The sequence below is a fragment of the Pseudomonas sp. UBA1879 genome, from assembly GCF_002338065.1.
In the GTDB taxonomy this organism is placed as follows: domain Bacteria; phylum Pseudomonadota; class Gammaproteobacteria; order Pseudomonadales; family Pseudomonadaceae; genus Aquipseudomonas.
The window spans coordinates 305,232-322,876 of sequence record NZ_DDHJ01000018.1; the positions used below are offsets into that span (position 1 = coordinate 305,232).

General features: G+C 62.4%; 13 protein-coding genes. 8 read left to right on the forward strand and 5 right to left on the reverse strand.

Annotation, left to right across the window (positions count from 1 at the left end; translation table 11 throughout):
* The first annotated feature begins 70 nt into the window (after positions 1-70).
* The 3 genes from B3N48_RS21690 (at position 71) to B3N48_RS21700 (ending at position 2,855) form a co-directional block, all read left to right on the forward strand.
* Positions 71-1,372, forward strand: coding sequence for a D-tagatose-bisphosphate aldolase, class II, non-catalytic subunit (locus B3N48_RS21690; RefSeq protein WP_296187301.1), 1,302 nt, complete (start codon positions 71-73; stop codon positions 1,370-1,372).
* A gap of 158 nt (positions 1,373-1,530) precedes the next feature.
* Positions 1,531-2,388 carry an SDR family oxidoreductase gene (locus B3N48_RS21695; protein WP_296187302.1) on the forward strand — a complete coding sequence of 286 codons (858 nt, stop codon included), beginning with the start codon at positions 1,531-1,533 and terminating at the stop codon, positions 2,386-2,388.
* Between the two features lie 203 nt (positions 2,389-2,591).
* Positions 2,592-2,855, forward strand: coding sequence for a DUF1652 domain-containing protein (locus B3N48_RS21700; RefSeq protein ID WP_296187303.1), 264 nt, complete (start codon positions 2,592-2,594; stop codon positions 2,853-2,855).
* A gap of 74 nt (positions 2,856-2,929) precedes the next feature.
* On the opposite strand, the gene B3N48_RS21705 is transcribed toward B3N48_RS21700, so the two are convergent.
* Positions 2,930-3,826, reverse strand: coding sequence for a LysR family transcriptional regulator (locus B3N48_RS21705; protein WP_296187304.1), 897 nt, complete (start codon positions 3,824-3,826; stop codon positions 2,930-2,932).
* A gap of 94 nt (positions 3,827-3,920) precedes the next feature.
* On the opposite strand from B3N48_RS21705, the gene B3N48_RS21710 reads away from it, so the two are divergent.
* Both B3N48_RS21710 and B3N48_RS21715 read left to right on the forward strand, forming a co-directional pair.
* Positions 3,921-5,099, forward strand: a complete 1,179-nt coding sequence (locus B3N48_RS21710; protein ID WP_296187305.1) for an MFS transporter — start codon at positions 3,921-3,923, stop codon at positions 5,097-5,099.
* Between the two features lie 287 nt (positions 5,100-5,386).
* Positions 5,387-7,972 carry a bifunctional diguanylate cyclase/phosphodiesterase gene (locus B3N48_RS21715; RefSeq protein ID WP_296187306.1) on the forward strand — a complete coding sequence of 862 codons (2,586 nt, stop codon included), beginning with the start codon at positions 5,387-5,389 and terminating at the stop codon, positions 7,970-7,972.
* Positions 7,973-8,022: 50 nt separating this feature from the next.
* Here B3N48_RS21715 and galE read toward each other — a convergent pair whose 3' ends face one another.
* Complete coding sequence (gene galE / locus B3N48_RS21720) at positions 8,023-9,105, reverse strand: UDP-glucose 4-epimerase GalE (RefSeq protein ID WP_296187307.1); 1,083 nt, start codon at positions 9,103-9,105, stop codon at positions 8,023-8,025.
* A 356-nt stretch (positions 9,106-9,461) separates the two neighbouring features.
* Between galE and B3N48_RS21725 the strand changes: the two genes are divergently transcribed.
* From B3N48_RS21725 to B3N48_RS21735, 3 genes are read left to right on the forward strand one after another with little or no spacing between them, the layout of a single operon-like run.
* Positions 9,462-10,631: a glycosyltransferase family 1 protein gene (locus tag B3N48_RS21725; protein WP_296187308.1), complete on the forward strand. Its 1,170-nt coding sequence runs from the start codon at positions 9,462-9,464 to the stop codon at positions 10,629-10,631.
* Positions 10,619-11,812, forward strand: coding sequence for a UDP-galactopyranose mutase (gene glf, locus B3N48_RS21730; protein ID WP_296187309.1), 1,194 nt, complete (start codon positions 10,619-10,621; stop codon positions 11,810-11,812). Before B3N48_RS21725 ends, glf begins: the two co-directional genes overlap by 13 nt.
* Before the next feature lie 31 nt (positions 11,813-11,843).
* On the forward strand, positions 11,844-12,956 hold the full coding sequence (locus tag B3N48_RS21735; protein ID WP_296187311.1) for a beta-glucosidase: 1,113 nt from the start codon (positions 11,844-11,846) through the stop codon (positions 12,954-12,956).
* 42 nt (positions 12,957-12,998) lie between these two features.
* On the opposite strand, the gene B3N48_RS21740 is transcribed toward B3N48_RS21735, so the two are convergent.
* The 3 genes from B3N48_RS21740 to B3N48_RS21750 all read right to left on the reverse strand — a co-directional run bounded on the left by B3N48_RS21740 (position 12,999) and on the right by B3N48_RS21750 (position 17,492).
* Positions 12,999-14,855 (reverse strand): ABC transporter ATP-binding protein, encoded by a 1,857-nt coding sequence (locus B3N48_RS21740; protein ID WP_296187312.1) that lies wholly within the window; start codon positions 14,853-14,855, stop codon positions 12,999-13,001.
* A 133-nt stretch (positions 14,856-14,988) separates the two neighbouring features.
* Entirely contained in the window at positions 14,989-16,755 is a 1,767-nt protein-coding gene (locus B3N48_RS21745) for a S8/S53 family peptidase (RefSeq protein ID WP_414704268.1), read from the reverse strand.
* A 305-nt stretch (positions 16,756-17,060) separates the two neighbouring features.
* Positions 17,061-17,492 (reverse strand): nuclear transport factor 2 family protein, encoded by a 432-nt coding sequence (locus tag B3N48_RS21750; RefSeq protein WP_296187313.1) that lies wholly within the window; start codon positions 17,490-17,492, stop codon positions 17,061-17,063.
* Between the last annotated feature and the right edge of the window lie 153 nt (positions 17,493-17,645).

The following is a 17,645-nucleotide window of genomic DNA, read 5'->3' on the forward strand; positions in this document are numbered from 1 at the left end:
AAAAATATGATTGATTGTGATCGTTTGCCTCTTTATCGTGACGCTTCAACGTCATCCAGAGGCTTTGGTCATGCAGGCTCATTATCTTCAGGAATTGGTGAAAGCTCACGCACAGGGTCGAGCTGCCGGTATCACATCCATCTGCTCGGCCCATCCGTTGGTGATCGAAGCAGCCCTGCGCGAAGCCTCCGGTCACATGGGGCCTGTGCTGATCGAGGCCACATGCAATCAGGTCAATCACGAAGGGGGCTACACCGGCATGACCCCCGCGGCCTTTCGCCGGTTCGTGCTGGGTATCGCAGCGCGTGTCGGCTTTGACGCCGAACGTTTGCTATTGGGCGGGGACCACCTGGGCCCGAACCCTTGGAAAGACCTGCCCGCCGAGGAGGCACTGGCAAAGGCCGAGCGCATGCTTGAGGCCTATGCCGAAGCGGGTTTTTCCAAGATCCACCTGGACGCCAGCATGGCCTGTGCCGGGGAGGCGGAACCTTTGCAAGGCGCGGTAATAGCCGAGCGCGCGGCACGGTTGGCCGCTGTCGTGGAGCGTGCGGTGAGCCGCGCCGGTCTGCCGTTGCCGGTGTACGTCGTGGGCACCGAAGTCCCGGTGCCGGGCGGTGCGCTGGAAAAGGTCGAGGATCTGGCCGTGACCGCGCCGCAGGACGCCCGGGAAACCCTGGCGCTTCACCGGTCGGCATTCGCCGCGCTGGGATTGCACGGCGCCTATGAACGGGTGATTGGTCTGGTGGTACAGCCCGGCGTCGAGTTCGGCAACGAGAACGTGGTGGTGTACGACGCCCCCAAAGCGCGCCAGCTCAGCGCGGTCCTGCAGACGGAAACGCAGGTCGTCTTTGAGGCGCATTCCACCGACTATCAGCCCGTGACCGCCTTGGCTGAGCTGGTGCGTGACGGGTTTGCCATTCTCAAAGTCGGCCCGGGATTGACGTTCGCCTTGCGTGAAGCGTTGTACGCCCTGGAGCAGATCGCGCAGACCCTGCAAGTGCTGCCGGAGCAGGGCCATGTGCACAGCGTCATGGAAACGCTGATGCGGCAACAGCCGCAGCACTGGAACCGCTATTACCACGGCGACGAGTCGGCGTTGCGGCTGCAGCGGCATTTCAGCTACAGCGATCGGATCCGCTATTACTGGCCGCTGGAGCCCGCCAGCGAAGCCGTCGAAATCCTGTTCCGGGCGCTGGGTGCGCAGCCCATCGCCGAGACCCTGATCAGTCAGTATCTGCCGCACCTTTACCCCCAAGTGGCCAGCGGCAAAGGCGATACGACGGCCAAGGGGTTGGTGCTGGCGGCGATCGGCTACGTGTTGAAGCAGTACCGCTCTGCGTGTGAGGCCGCACAGCAGAGCGCGGTGGCGTAAGCCCCGCGCCTTCGGTCTGAGGGCGCTTTGTAGTCGTGTTGCCGGGCGAATCAGGGCGTCGGAATGTCGCACGTAGGCAAATAGTCCGAACTCCTGTCGTCCGCGCAAAGTCCACCCTAGGCACGCACGTTGCGTCTGGACTATTAAAGGAGAGCATCATGACCGATTACCCGAAACCACCGTTCAAGCCTCAACAGCAGCCGGTGCCCGGTGATCAGAGCCGAATGGACCCGTACCCGGATTGCGGCGAAACCAGCTACAAAGGCTCGGGCCGTCTGGCCAATAAAGTTGCCCTGATCACTGGCGCCGACAGCGGCATTGGGCGAGCCGTCGCCATTGCTTTCGCTCGCGAAGGGGCCGACGTCGCGCTGTCTTACCTGGACGAGCATGAAGACGCGAAAGAGACCGCTCGGTGGGTCGAAGAAGCGGGGCGCCAGTGCCTGTTATTGCCCGGCGATCTGGCGAAGAAAGAGCATTGCTCGGCGATCGTCGATGACACGGTGAAAGCGTTCGGCCGCATCGATGTGCTGGTCAACAATGCCGCCTTCCAGATGAGCCACGAAACCCTCGAAGAGATCTCGGACGAGGAGTGGGTCAAAACGTTCGATATCAACATCACCGCCATGTTTCGCATCTGCAAGGCTGCACTGCCGCACATGGGCGCGGGCAGCTCGATCATCAACACCAGTTCGGTGAACTCGGATTCGCCCAAGCCCACGCTGCTGCCATACGCCACGACCAAAGGCGCCATCGCCAACTTCAGCGCCGGACTGGCGCAGTTGTTGGGTCCGAAAGGCATTCGCGTGAACAGCGTCGCCCCCGGCCCGATCTGGACCCCACTGATCGTGGCGACCATGACCGACGATGACGTGAAGAGCTTTGGTGAAGAAACGCCGCTGGGCCGACCTGGCCAGCCGGTGGAGGTGGCGCCGATCTATGTGCTGCTGGCGTCCGACGAGGCCAGTTATATCTCTGGCACCCGCTATGGCGTGACGGGTGGCAAGCCCATTCTGTGACCCGAGGCCCGATGCGAACCGTGGTGAACACCGCGGTTCGTGGGCCCCGTCCTATACGGTCACGCCACTAAACCCAAGGGCGGGTAAGGGCTTGAACCCCCCGTAATCTGGCGCTCGTCCGGCCGTTGAAAAAGAGTTTGAATTAATCCCGTCGCGTCAGTGTCCACTGTCCACACAACAAGGGTTCACGCCCAGGAACTGACATGGCTATCTCTACGCTCGAACTTCGTCACATCATCGAATCTGCCTTCCTGCCCATGCGCTCCCGCTGCTCCGCGTCCACGGACGGTCAACTGACCATCGACATCGTTGACCCGGCCACTGGACTGAACGTCACGTTTGGCGGCATCTCAATGGCCACCCTCGGCAGCAGCCGGGCCATTTCCGACTTGATCGCTCAGCTTCGTGCGCAGATGGCCTCGCCAGCTCGCACGGGTGGCGTTCTCACTCAGCGTGCAATGGCCTGACGCAAATTCAGGCGCTGACCCGTCGACGCTGTTCGACGGGTCTTAACGCCCTTGGGTTGACGATGGCTACACCCTCACCACCCCCGGTGGTGCTCCAGCAAAAAATCCACAAACACCCGAACCCGAGCGGTCATGTTCGCGCCACCGACGAACACGGCATTGATCGGCTCGCGGTCGCCCGGGTTGAAGGCCTCCAGCAAGGGGACCAACAAACCGCGTTCGATGTCATCGGCGACGGAAAAAGCGCCAATGCGCGCGATACCTGCGCCGAGAACGGCCAATTGGGAAAGCGCTTCGCCGCTGCTGCACTCGATGGCTCCGCCGACTTTCAAAGAGAAGTGCTGGCCATCGCGGCAGAAAGGCCAGTCGTGGGCCGCACGGCGAAAGTTGAAACGCAAGCAGTTGTGCGTGGCCAGGTCTTCGGGTTCGAGGGGCACGCCGTGTTGTTCGAGGTAGGCGGGCGAGGCGACGATGACTTGGCCGGTTTCGCCAATGCAGCGGGCGGTCAGAGGGCTGTCAGGCAGTTCGCCGAAGCGCAGGGCGACGTCGGCTTGCCCGGCGAGGATGTCGACGACTTCGTCGCTCAACGCCAGGTCCACCAGGATTTCCGGGTACTGCGCGCTGAAGGCAGCGATCAGCGGCACGATGGTCAGCCGACCGTGGGCCACGGCGGCGCTGACCCGCAGTCGGCCTCGGGGCACACCCTGACTGGTAATGGCTTCTTCGACTTCGGCCATGTCCGCCAGAATCCGTCGCGCCCCGCGCAGATAGGCCTCGCCTTCGGTGGTCAGGGTAATGGCCCGCGTCGTGCGCAACAGCAGCCGGGTGCCAATGCGTTGCTCGGTGCGCGCGATGATGCGGCTGACGGCCGACGGCGTGAGCCCTAGTGTCCGGGCCGCTGCCGACAGACTGCCTGCTTGCGCCACCCTGGCAAACACCTCCATTTCTCCAGACCTGCCGTTCAGATCCATTTGTGCCTCCCGCGCAAAGGTGCTTGTACGCGAAGCGATCTACCGCTTCCAAAGCGCGGATCGTAGCATTTGCGGCATAGATAAGGAGACTCTCATGCGTATCAACCCACCCCTCGTCGCGCTGTCGATCGGCGCCTTCGGCATCGGCGTGACCGAGTTCGCCCCCATGGGCATGTTGCCCGGTATTGCCGCCGACCTCGGCGTATCCATTCCTACTGCGGGATTGCTGGTCAGCGCCTATGCGCTGGGTGTGCTGATCGGCGCGCCCTTGATGACCCTCACCACTGGCAGGATTGCGCGTCGTTACCTGTTGATTGGCCTGATGGCGATTTTCACCCTCGGCAACCTGATGTCGGCGTTGGCCACCAGCTACGAAAGCCTGATGATCGCGCGGGTGGTGACCTCGCTGAACCACGGCGCGTTTTTTGGCATTGGCTCGATCGTCGCTGCCAGCGTCGTGCCGCCCGAGAAACGGGCAGGGGCGGTGGCCGCGATGTTCATGGGGCTCACCCTCGCGACGATCGGCGGGGTGCCGTTGGCCAGTTGGTTTGGCGAAATGCTCGGCTGGCGAACGGCGTTCTGGGGCATTTCCGGGCTGGGGTTGCTGACCATGATTTCGCTCTGGGTCGCGTTGCCGAACGTGCCACTGCCGAAAAGCGATGGGGTGCTGGCGGAGATTCGTGTGTTGTGCCGGGGGCCGGTGCTTGCAGCCTTGGCGCTGACGGTGATTGGTTCGGGCGCCATGTTCACGGTGTTTACGTACATCGCGCCGATCCTGCAAAGCGAAACCCACGCGTCCACAGGTTTTATCACCGCCATGTTAGTGCTGTTCGGTGTGGGGCTGACGCTGGGCAACGTCTGGGGCGGCAAGGCAGCGGATCGCTCGGTCGACCGCACGTTGATCGTGTCGCTGGTGGTGCTGATCGCGGTGCTGCTGGCATTCTCGGTGTTGATGCGCTGGCCGCTGCCGACAGCACTGGCGATTCTGGTGTGGGGCGCGGCCAGTTTCGCTCTGGTGCCGCCGTTGCAGATGCGCGTCATGGACGCCGCGCACGATGCGCCCAATCTGGCCTCGGCGGTGAATATCGGGGCGTTCAATCTAGGCAACGCCATCGGTGCGATGCTGGGCGGCGCGGTGATCAATGCCGGCCTAGGCTACCCCGCGATTTCATTGGCGGGGGCGGCGATGGCGGGGCTGGGGCTGCTGATGGTGCTGGGATTCGCCTGGCGTTCGCGTAACACCCGGTATGCGCCGCAGGATCTCGCTCGGTAAACGGCGCAGACCGGGCAGAAGGGGCGTTGGCGCCGTTCATTCGCGAATGGCGTTGCGCGTCTTCGGCCCGGCCATCCGTTCGCGGATTCGCACACCGCGCTGATGAGAATGTCTCCAAGGCCTGCAATGGGCCTGTTCAACGCTTTACCTCGAGCGTCGCGCCCACGTCTTGCACCCGCCAGTGGCCACGTCCCGCCATTTATTGCATACGTGCGCTCAATGCCTGGCGTTTGCGGCCGATAGCCTGATACGAACCCTTTTCGCGTCTGTGCTAAGCGATCTTTCCCATGCCGAATCATTCCCCATCGCTCGATGGCGTCAGGCATCGTCGCTTTAGTGTGACGATCATCCGCGCCTCATTATTCAAGTTCGTCGGCCTGTTGACTGGCGTTTTTCTGCTCACGGCCTATTTGCTCATCTATCTGGCTCACGATCTGGACCGGGTCGAAGAGGTGGAGAGTGCGTTTTACACCGACAAGGCGGTCAAAGCGCTGGAGAAAACCGTCACCGCCACGGTGAAGGACTACGCCTTTTGGGGCGATGCCTACAAGCATCTGCACGCCAGGATGGATACGGACTGGGCCTATGTCCGGCAGAACGTCGGGCCTACGCTTTACTCGGATTTCGGGTTTCAGGGTGTGTTCGTCGTCGATGACACGAACCGAACGGTGTACTCGGTGATCAAGGGCGAGATGACCTCGATCGACGCTGCGCAGTGGTTGGGGCAGTCGCTGGTCGATGTACTGGCCAAGGCGCGTGACGGTGCCGAAGCCGAGAAGCCTATGACCATGTTCGTCAACATTGGGGGGCAGCCGGCGTTGATCGCTGCCGCAGCGATCACCCCCGGTACCGACCCGACAGTCGTACCGGACGATCGAGAACCTTCGGTATTGCTGTTCGTCGATGTCCTGGACAGCGACCGCCTTGAAACGCTGGGCCGGGATTTCGGCGTGGATCAACTCCACGTGGCCACGCCCGATGATCTTCACGATCGATCGGTCTTCGCCCTGGGAGAGAACGGTGCCGCTGGCAGCCTGCACTGGAACCCGCCAAAACCGGGCGAGCGGCTGTTGGGAATGGGGCTGCCGCTGGTAGGATTTGCCGCCTTGCTGGTATGCCTGATGGCGTGGGTGATCCTCCGTCGCACCACCGCGAGCGCGCAGGCATTGGACACCAGCTACGCGTCATTGCACGCCAGTGAAGCCGCGCTGGCGATCAGTGAAGCAAGGTTTCGCGATGTGGTCGAGGCCAGTTCCGACTGGGTCTGGGAGATCGACGGTCAGGGACGCTTTTCGTATCTCTCGGAGCGATTCGAGGACGTCACGGGTTTGTCCAGACAGGCCTGGCTGGGCGCCCCGATGGATGAACTGCTGCGCACTGAACTGGGGTCGGTGTCGCAATGGCTGAGCCTGCCCAATCGTCGGCCCGACATCAGCGTTCAGTGCCGCTATGTCAGCCCCCAGGGACAGGAATGTATTACCCGGCTGTCGGCCAGAGCAATGGACGGTAACGGCTTTCGGGGGACGGCGACAGACGTCACCGAAGAGGTGGAGTCGCGCCGACGCATCGAATTCCTGTCTCAGCACGATGCGCTCACCGGGCTGCCCAACCGCACCCGGCTCAGGGAGTTTCTGGACGGCAAGCTCGCCACCCAGCCGACCGTGGACCGGCCGTTGGTCATGCTCAGTCTGGACCTGGATCGATTCAAGCCGGTCAATGACCTGCTCGGGCACGCGGCAGGAGACTGTGTGCTGAACGAAATCTCCAGTCGCCTCGCCGACCGGGTCCGGCACGGTGATCTGGTGGCGCGGATCGGCGGCGATGAATTCGTGCTGATCCTCACCGACCTGGCCTCGCAGGAAGAAGTGGAGACCCTGTGCCGACGGCTCATCGAGTCGATCGAGCGACCCATCCGGGTGGGCGAGCAGGAAGTGTTCGTCAGTGCCAGCATCGGCATCGCGATGGCACCTGCGGACGCCACCGAAGCCACCGAGCTGCTTCGCTATGCCGATATCGCGTTATACGAAGCCAAGGCCGGCGGGCGTAACACCTGGCGGTTTTACGCAGGCGACATGAACTCGAAGATCGTCGAACGCCGTCGTCTCGAAAGCGATCTGCGCTTCGCCATCAAACACGGCGAGTTGCGCCTGCATTTTCAGCCACGCTTTCGCATTTCCGACGGCCAGATGGTCGGGGCCGAAGCGCTGGTGCGCTGGCAGCATCCGGTGCGTGGGTTGATTGCTCCTGACACCTTCATCCCCATCGCCGAAGAAACGGGACTGATCCTGGGGCTCAGCGACTGGGTCATGACGAGCGCCTTCCGCTATGCGTCGAGCTGGCCAGAACAGCTGTTCGTTTCGGTCAACCTCTCTCCCTCCGAATTCAAGCGCGGCAATCTGGTGGAGCGCGTCCAGCGCGCTCTTCATCAGGCGGGCATCGCCTCGAACCGCGTGGAACTGGAAATCACCGAAAGCGTCATGCTGGACGATGCACCGGGCGCGCTGGACATCATGCGCACGCTCAAACGGCTGGGCCTGCGCATTGCCATGGACGACTTCGGCACCGGCTATTCGTCCCTCAGCTATCTGCGCACGTTCCCTTTCGATGGCCTGAAGATCGACCGCAGCTTCCTGTCCAGACTCGGCGCCACGGAAGACGACCGGTCCATCATCGAAGCGATCGTCGGCTTGGGCCATGCCCTTTCCTTGACCGTGACGGCGGAAGGCATCGAAACGCAGGAACACCTGGCGCTGCTGAAGTCGGTGTTGTGCGACGAAGGCCAGGGTTATTTTCTCAGCCGTCCATTGGACACCGAAGGGTTCAGCGCGCTGGTTCGGGTCACTGAGAACGCGGAGAGCCCCAGTAAGGCGTAACGGCACGATGACCGGCAGAGCAGGGGCGCGGACCCTCTGCCGCCTGCGCCTTACAAGCGCACAGGATCGATCGACGCTGTGTTCACCCGTTCAGGCAGCAAAGCCGGGTGATCGATCAGCAGGGTATCCTGTTCCCGCCGATAACTCAGCTGCGAGCGCCAGGCGTCGGTGAGCATGCAATCCAGCGAGCGGTGGGCGGACCATCCCAGTTCCCGGATTGCCTTGGCCGGATCGGCCCAGCAGCGCGCAATGTCGCCCACGCGTCGTGGCTCATAGGCCAACGGCACACTGACGCCACTGACCCGTTCGAAGGCCTTGACCACTTCCAGCACCGAATGGCCGAGCCCGGTGCCCAGGTTCCAGATATGAATGCCGTGGGTCAGCCGCAGCGCGTGCAGCGCCTTCAGGTGCCCCTCGGCGAGATCTACGACGTGCACGTAATCACGCACGCCCGTTCCGTCCGGCGTCAGGTAGTCGCTGCCGAACACGGAGAGGCTCGGGCGCTGGCCGCTGGCGACTTGCAGCAGATAGGGCAGCAGATTGTTGGGGGTCAGACTCGGCGTTTCCCCCAGCTCACCGGATTCGTGAGCGCCGATGGGATTGAAATAGCGCAGCAGCGCCACGGACCAGCGCGGCTCGGCGGCAACCATGCTTTTCATGATGTTTTCCGCCATCAGCTTGGATTGACCGTAGGGGTTGGACGGATGCCCGGTCTCGCACAGTTCGTTGATCGGCATCGCGGCGCAGTCGTCGTAAACCGTGGCTGACGAACTGAACACCAGGGTGAAAATCAACGCGTCGGCCATCGCCTGACACAGCGTCACGCTGCCGCCGACGTTGGTGTCGTAGTACCGCAGCGGCTCGCGGACACTTTCGCCCACGGCCTTCAATCCTGCGCAGTGAATCACCGCATCGACCGGGTAGCGCTCGAACAGCGCGTCGAGGGTCGCACGATCGCGCACGTCCCCCTCGACGAACGCCGGTCGCCTGCCCGTGACGCGGGCGATCTTGCCAAGTGTCGATCGTGCGCTGTTGCAGAGGTTATCGAGGATGACCACATCCTCGCCGTCGTTCATCAGTTCAAGCACCAGGTGCGCGCCGATGTAGCCCATGCCGCCGGTTATCAAAATCATGTGTGTCTCCGTTCACCTGTGGGCTCGACGACTGCAAACCTGCCGGGCAAGTTGACTCGTCTCACACCCAGTACGGCGACATTGACGCGTATGAATTAGGGGATGTTCGCGCGCCAGGAGTTCAAGGCGACTGCCCGCCGGTAGGGAATGGCGGCAATGACGGCTTGCGCGAACACGTTCATCGGTTATTCATGCAGGGCAATGAACGGTCAGTCGCGCCCGCGCCTCAAACGCAATGAAGTGGCACCCTGTGATGATCAATCATGCGACGGCACTGGTTACACCTAACGAGTGCTGTCGAAGCCTGAGCATTGCGGGCTTCAGACTCGATTCCGCTCCTCCGAAAGGACATCGATATGAACCTTGCAACTCCACCTTCCCGACTTTCGCCTGCTCGGCTCGACGCCAACCCGTCGCCTGTAGCGGTGGCCCGTCCCACGCTGCTCTGCCTCTCTCATCTGCGTTGGGGGTTCGTGTATCAGCGGCCGCAGCACGTGATGTCGCACTTGGCAAAGGATTACGACGTGCTGTTCTTCGAGGAGCCGGTGTTCAGCGAGGCCCCGGAGCGCCGTCTGGCGGTGTCGCAACCGGCATCGGCCATTACGGTGTTGGTGCCGCATCTGCCCGCAGGTTTGAGCCATGAGCAGGTGGTGGGCGCGCAACGCGCGTTGCTGGACGACTATCTGGCCACGCATGCCGGTGAAGAGTTGCTGCTGTGGTACTGGACGCCGATGAGTTTGAGTTTCACCCGCCACCTGCAAGGCAACGTCACGATTTTCGACTGCATGGACGAGCTCTCGGCGTTTAAAGGCGCGCCACCTGATCTGCTGCTGAAAGAGCGTGAACTGATGGCCAAGGCCGACGTGGTCTTCACCGGCGGCTATAGCCTGTGGGAAGCCAAGCGCAAGCACCACGCCAACGCGCACGCGCTGCCGAGCAGCGTGGACATCGCGCATTTTGCCGCCGCTCGTGACCCGTTGCCCGAGCCGCTCGATCAGCGAGACATCCCCCATCCGCGACTGGGCTTTTTTGGCGTGATCGATGAGCGCTTCGACATTGCGCTGGTGGACGAACTGGCGGCTAAGCGACCTGATTGGCAGTTGGTGATCATCGGCCCGGTGGTGAAAATCGACCCCGCTTCGCTGCCCCGGCGCGCCAACATTCATTACCTGGGGGGCAAAGCGTATCCGGAGCTCCCGGTGTACCTGTCGGGCTGGGACGTGGCGCTGATGCCGTTCGCGATCAACGAATCGACCCGCTTCATCAGCCCGACCAAAACCCCGGAATACCTGGCGGGCGGCTGCCCTGTGGTGTCCACCCCGGTGCGCGACGTGATTCGCGGTTACGGGTCGAGCGGCGTGGTGACCATCGCCGATTCGGCGTACACCTTCATCACTGCCATCGATGAGGCATTGCGAACCCGCGAGGACGTCGACTTTCTTCGGCGCGTCGACGACGTGCTCGAAGGCATGTCCTGGGACGCCACCTGTGCCGCCATGAAGGGGCACATCGAATGCCTACGGTAACCCTTGATAACGCCATTCACGGTCCTTCCCACCTCAATAATGGCCAGCCGTACGACTACCTGATCGTCGGGGCCGGGTTTGCAGGCAGCGTCATCGCCGAACGCCTCGCAGCGGGCCTTGGCAAGCACGTTCTGCTGATCGACCGTCGCGAGCACATCGCCGGCAATGCCTACGATTGCGCCGATGCAGCGGGGGTAATGATTCACCGCTACGGCCCGCACATCTTCCACACCAACGCCGAGCGCATCGTTGACTATCTGTCCCGATTCACCGATTGGCGTCCGTACGAGCATCGCGTTCTGGCTCACGTCGATGAGCACCTGGTACCGATTCCGATCAATCTGACCACGTTGAACCGGCTGTTCGGGCTGTCCATGGATGAGGCGCAGGCCCAAGCGTTTCTGGCGGCCCGCGCCGAGCCGGTGGCAGACATTCGCACCTCCGAAGACGTGGTGATCAACCAGATCGGCCGCGAGCTGTACGAGAAATTCTTCCGCGGCTACACGCGCAAGCAGTGGGGGCTGGACCCGTCAGAGCTGGACAAATCCGTGACCTCGCGGGTGCCCACCCGAACCAACGAAGACGATCGTTATTTCACCGACACCTTCCAGGCCATGCCGTTGCAAGGCTACACGCGCATGTTCGAGCGGATGCTGGACCATCCGCAGATCGATGTGCTGTTGGCCACTGACTTCGATGCCGTGCGCGATCGGGTGCAATACAAGGCGCTGATTTACTGCGGGCCGATCGATGAGTTCTTCGATTTCTGCTACGGCAAACTGCCCTACCGATCGCTGCGGTTTCAGCATGAAACGCTTCCCCAAAGCCAGTTGCAGGACGTCGCCGTGGTCAACTTTCCTGACCCTGCGGTGCCCTACACCCGCATCACCGAATACAAACACCTGACCGGGCAGGTGCACGCACACACCAGCATCAGCTATGAGTTCCCGTGCGGGGAAGGCGACCCGTACTACCCGATCCCACGCCCCGAAAATGCCGATCTCTACCGTCGCTACAGCGCCTTGGCGGACGCCACGCCGGGCGTGACGTTTCTGGGCCGTCTCGGCACCTACAAGTACTACAACATGGACCAGGTGGTGGGGCAGGCGCTCGCGCTGTATCAACGTATCGAGCGTGAGCACGCGGCCAGCGCGCAGGCGAGCGAGGAGGTGGTGCCGTGAGGGGCCTTGGCGTTGTCGAACGAGGACTGGCATGAACGGGTCGGGCCTGTTCACATCCTTTCTCATGGCAGGTTTCGAATGCGCGACGCAACGTCGAGGCGATGGCCAGAGGGTCGATCTTCACGCTTCCACCGGGCATGCCCGCTGGGCGAATCTTGATTATGGTCGGCTGGCCGGGCTCGGCATCACGTGCGCGCGAGACGGATTGCGCTGGCACGTGATCGAATCGCGCCCGGGGCATTACGACTGGAGCAGCTTTCTACCGGTGTTGCATGCGGCGCGGGACCATAACGTTCAGGTGATCTGGGACCTCTGCCATTACGGCTACCCAGACGACCTGGACATCTGGCGTCCCGCGTTCGTCGAGCGCTTCGCGCGGTTCGCCGGGGCGGTGGCGCGGCTGGTGAAGGAGGAAGGCATCAGCGCGCCGTTGTATTCGCCGATCAACGAAATCTCTTTCTGGAGCTGGGCGGGCGGCGAGGTCGGGTATTTCAATCCCGGTGCCCGAGGGCGCGGCCAGGAACTCAAACATCAACTCGTTCGCGCCAGTCTCGCGGCCATGGATGCCGTCCGTGAGCACGCCCCTGACGCGCGGTTTGTGCAGTGCGAGCCGTTGGTGAATGTGGTCGCAGACAGCGGTCGGCGAGACGAAGCCGACAAAGCCGAAGGCCATCGACTTGCGCAATTCGAGGCGTGGGATCTGTTGGCGGGTCGGCAATGGCCGGGGTTGGGCGGGTGTGAAGATTGCCTGGACATCATTGGCGCGAATTTCTATCCGTTGAACCAGTGGTGCCTCACGGGGGAGAAGATTCTGCTGGGCGATCCCCGATTTCGCCCGCTCGCCGGGATGTTGAAGGAGGCCCATCAGCGTTACCGGCGTCCTATTCTGTTGTCGGAAACCGGCACCGAAGGTGACGAGCGAGTGCCCTGGTTGAATTACGTGGCGACGCAATTGGCGACGGCCCAGACCCGTGGCGTGCCCGTCGAGGGCTTGTGCTGGTACCCCTTTCTGGATTATCCGGGCTGGGACGATGGGCGTTATTGTCCGGCGGGGGTGTTCGGCTATGCCGACGGCGAAGGCAGTCGCGCCGCCTTTCACCCGCTGCACCGGGCCATGCAAGCGCTGGCCATGCCCGGACCCTGAGCGGGCAGGGGGCCTTGCGCCTCCTGCCACGGCTCACGCGCATTATTCGTCGGTTTCAACCACGCCCTGATCTTCGCCCAGGAATCCGCCGCTCTGGTGCTGCCACAGCCGCGCGTAGGTGCCGTTGCTTTCCAGCAATTCAGCGTGGGTGCCTTGCTCGATGATCCGGCCATCGTCCATCACGATCAGCCGGTCCATGGCTGCGATGGTCGACAGCCGGTGGGCGATGGCGATCACGGTCTTGCCCTGCATCATGTCGTCGAGGCTTTCCTGAATCGCGACTTCAACCTCCGAGTCCAGCGCGCTGGTGGCTTCGTCCAGGAGCAGGATCGGCGCGTTCTTGAGCATCACCCGGGCAATCGCGACCCGTTGCCGCTGCCCGCCGGACAGCTTGATGCCGCGCTCACCGACCAAGGTGTCGTAGCCGGAGTGGCCATGCTTGTCGCTCAACTGGCGGATGAAACCGTCAGCCTGGGCGTTGCGTGCGGCTTGGTAAATGTCCGCGTCGGTGGCATCGGGCCGACCGTAAGCGATGTTGTCGCGAATCGAGCGGTGCAGCAGCGAGGTGTCCTGAGTGACCATGCCAATAGCGCTACGCAAGCTGTCCTGGGTGACCTGGGCGATGTTCTGACCGTCGATGCGAATCTGCCCTTTGTCGACGTCGTAGAAGCGCAACAGCAAGTTGATCAGGGTGGATTTACCCGCGCCGGAGCGCCCCACCAGGCCGATCTTTTCCCCTGCGCGAATGCTCAGGCTGAGGCCGTCGAGCACCTGGCGTTCGCCGTTGTAATTGAAGCTGACGTTGTCGAAGGTCACTGCGCCACCGGAGGTTACTAACGTCCCGGCATCGGGTGCGTCCTGCACCTTCGCGCCTCGCGTCAGGGTTTCCATGCCGTCCTGAACCGTGCCGATGTTCTCGAACAGCGACGTCATCTGCCACATGATCCAGTGCGACATGCCATTGATGCGCAGCGCCATCGAGATGATTGCTGCCACTGCACCTGCGCCGACGTCCCCCTGATGCCAGAGCCACAACGCGTAGCCGCCCGCCGCGAGAATCAGCCCGACCACCAACGCCTGATTGACGATCTCGAACTGGCTGACCAGACGCATCTGGCGAAAGCCGGTCTGCTTGAAATCTTCCATCGCAGCCCGTGCGAATTGCGCTTCCCGGCGAGAGTGGGAAAACAGCTTCACGGTGGTGATGTTGGTGTAGGCGTCGGAGATACGCCCGGTCATCGACGAGCGCGCGTTGGCTTGCTCCTGTCCCACCTTGCCCAACCGCGGCACGAAGTACCACATCGCCACGCCGAACAGGGCGATCCACGCCAGGAACGGCAGCATCAACTTGAGGGCGAAGCCGCCGGCCAACGCAATGATCGCGATGAAATACACGCCGATGCCGGGGATGATTTCGATGACGGTGAACAGCACCTCACGCACCGCCAGCGCGGTCTGCATCACTTTGGTGGTGACCCGTCCGGAAAACTCATCGGAAAAAAACGACAGGCTTTGCCGCAGCATCAGGCGGTGAAAATCCCAGCGCAGGCGCAGCGGCAGGTTAATTGCCAACACCTGATGCTGCACCATGGTGCGCAAGGCCACCAACCCGATGCTGGTCAGCAGAACCAGCCCGATGCCCCACAACACGCGGCTTTCCTGGGCGGCTGCAGCTTCGCCGCCGGTTTTCCAGGTGGACAGCAAATCCACCACCTGGCCCAGAAACGAAAACAGCCAGGCTTCGTAAATCGACACGGCTGCGCCCAGCAGGGCAAGGGCCAGAATATAGCCGCGAGCGCCGCGGGTGCAGGCCCATAAAAATCGTCCCAGACCCACCGGCGGGGGCGGTACTTCATCAGGCGGGAAAGGGTCGAGCCATCGTTCAAATGCGCGAAGCATCAGGTTCTCCATCACGTTTCAATCGGGGGAGTTTGCCACCGAACGGCACCGGTCAGGGGTGATTACCGTCAGCGGACACGTATTTTGAGCAGCAGCGGGCAATTGCGGCGGCGCCCGTCGCGCAGGCTGCGACTTAGCGCACACGCAGTCGGCTCTGCACGGCGAGGTCCAGGGCCTTCTGCATGTCGAGCCGCGCCGAGCGGCCTATATCCTTGTCGTTGAGCCGATGACCGCGTTCCGACGGCAGGATCGGTGCGGTCAGGTCTTCCGCATCCATCGGCTCGAAATCGTCGTTAGCGCCGATGGTCAGTGCGCTGCGACGCAGCAGCATGCGCAGCTGTTCGGGCTTCAGGTCCGGATTGATCGACAGCATGGCCGCCAGGAGTGCGCTGACCATCGGCGTGGCATACGACGTGCCGCAATGCACCGCGCCGACTTGATCGGCCAAGGGGGTAGACGCGTGCACGCAGGCCGCTGCCGTGATGTCGACGCGCCTGTCGATGTTCGAGCTGCTGCGTTTGACGGCATAAGCCGGGTTGTCCACCGGGATGCCTGCTTGCTCGTTGCGCTGATGCCCGCCCACCACCAGCAACTGATCAGTGACGAACGATGACGGCAGACGGTATTCATCGGTGCCGGAAAACGACGCGCCGTTGCCCGCCGAATTGACCACGATCACATCGGGATGCGCCTTGCGCAGCCACAGAAAGAACTCCTCCAGCAGTTCCTCATAGCCACCCATGGCAATGCCCGAGCGCAACAGCGAATCGACGTCGTCGCCTTCGACGTTTTTCGCGCCCACACGGTGAATGCCCCAACTCCAATTGAGCACCCGCACCCCGTCTTCCACGAGGTTCACTGACGCCGCGATATTCGCGGTGATGCCTGCGTCGGAATTACGCTCGACGATGACTTCGAAACCGCCGCTGGCCTTTTCTAGGCCCTTGAGAAAGCCGGTGTTGCCACCGTTGTCCCACCCCGCGGCAAGGATGCCAGCCACCGTCGTGCCGTGGCCGTCAGGTTTTTGGGAGTCTCGGGCGTACACGCAGGTACGCGGGACGGCGCAATCGCCGAGCTCGTCCGCGAAATCTGCCGTGTCAAAATCGACATCGCGCTCGATCAGGCCGATGCGCACCGGGTTCGGCTGAATCGGCGCCTGGGACGCGGGCATGCGGCGTTGATAATAATTCACCGCGTCGACAAAACGATTCGCCGCCCACTCGTCCGAGTCCGGGGCGGGCTTGTCGGCGGCAGGGCGGGGACGGTCGGCTTCTTCCGCTTTTTCAGGCGCCGACTCTTCGATCACCACGGCGTCCACGCTGATCTCACTGCCCAGCCGCAACACCAGCGCGTCCCGCTCCATCAGGTCCTTCGCAGGGAGGCGCAGCTGATAAAGGTTCAAGGGCGCAATGCTACCCACCACTGTCGCGCCGTATTTGGTGGCTAGGCGCGTGGCTTCCTGAAGGCCATCGTGATCCTCTTCGATGATCAGGCTCACCAGATCGACGTAGGTGGTCAGGCCGTCCATGTTCTTGGCCACTTCATTCGGTCTGGCGGCGATGACGTGACTGCCGTGGGCGGTCAGCCATACCCCGTTGCTCGAACGCTCACCCTGTTTCACCTGCAGAGGCCCGCTGGCGTAGTCACCCGCATTCAGCCGGATGTGCAGCGCGTCGCCTTGGCGCTGCACGGCCTGTGTTGGCAACACGTTGCCGTTGAGGGTGAGCGTGGCCGGGGCGTTCGTCAGGCCGCGCACCGACAGGCACCACTCGGCGTGCTGTCGGTCCAGCAGGTCGCCGCAGCGGTTCAGGCGCTCCAGCCGCAGTGGTTCCTGAGCGTCGGCCATCGTTGGGAATGCGAAAAAGAGCAGGGCGCTCAAGGCAGCGAGGGGGTAGGTCATTGGCCAGTGGCTCATCGGAAGAAGGCTGGTATTCCGACTGAAGCGACCTGTGCTTCGTTCAATGGCTATTCGGTTTGCTGAAGAAGGAGGGGAGCGTACGTCGTGGCTGTTTCAGCGCTGGGCGGAGAACGCTGGAACCTGATGCGTGAGGGGGTCAGGCGCGATGCAGAGGACATGCCGAGTGCGGCGACGGGCGGCTATTCATGACGTTGAAAACGCGATGATCGTGATGCGTCAGGATGAACAAATGCCTGTCGGCAGAACGATCAACGATCATCCGCGCCGACAGGTCAGCCAAGGCTTGATCAGAATTTGAAAGCCTGACGGCCGATCAGCAGCCATTGGCCTTTCTGCTTCTGCCAGATCTGGAAGTTTTCGATTTCGGTCGGGACTTCCACGCCGCTGTTCACGGCTTGGGCGGAGAAGTGGTTGCGCACCAGGGCGACGTCGCCGTCCATGGTGATTTTCTGGTTCAGCATCTGCAGGGTTTTGAAGCCGCTGCGACCGGTTTCGATGTCGGCGATGAATTCATCCTTGTTCTGAATCTTGCCGCTCGAATGACCGTAGGTCACGTTATCCGAGGTCAGGGCGCTGAGGGCTTTGGTGTCTTTATGCAGCATGGCCTGGGTCATCTGGTCGACGGCCTTGGCCACCGCTTGCTCGTCTGCAGACGGCGCCGCAGCGACGTAACCCGAAAACACGCACATAAAGCCCACCAGCAGTTTCAACTTGGTCATTGATGTTTCCTTTCTTGTTGTCAGGGGATGCGAGCGCATCCCGTTAAGTGCGCGGAGGCAACCATGAATCGGTAATTCGTACGTCGTCATACAACAGTCATTGCGCGCACGATGGCGGCTATCGAGGGCGAGCGATGGACACGCCCTCGTCAC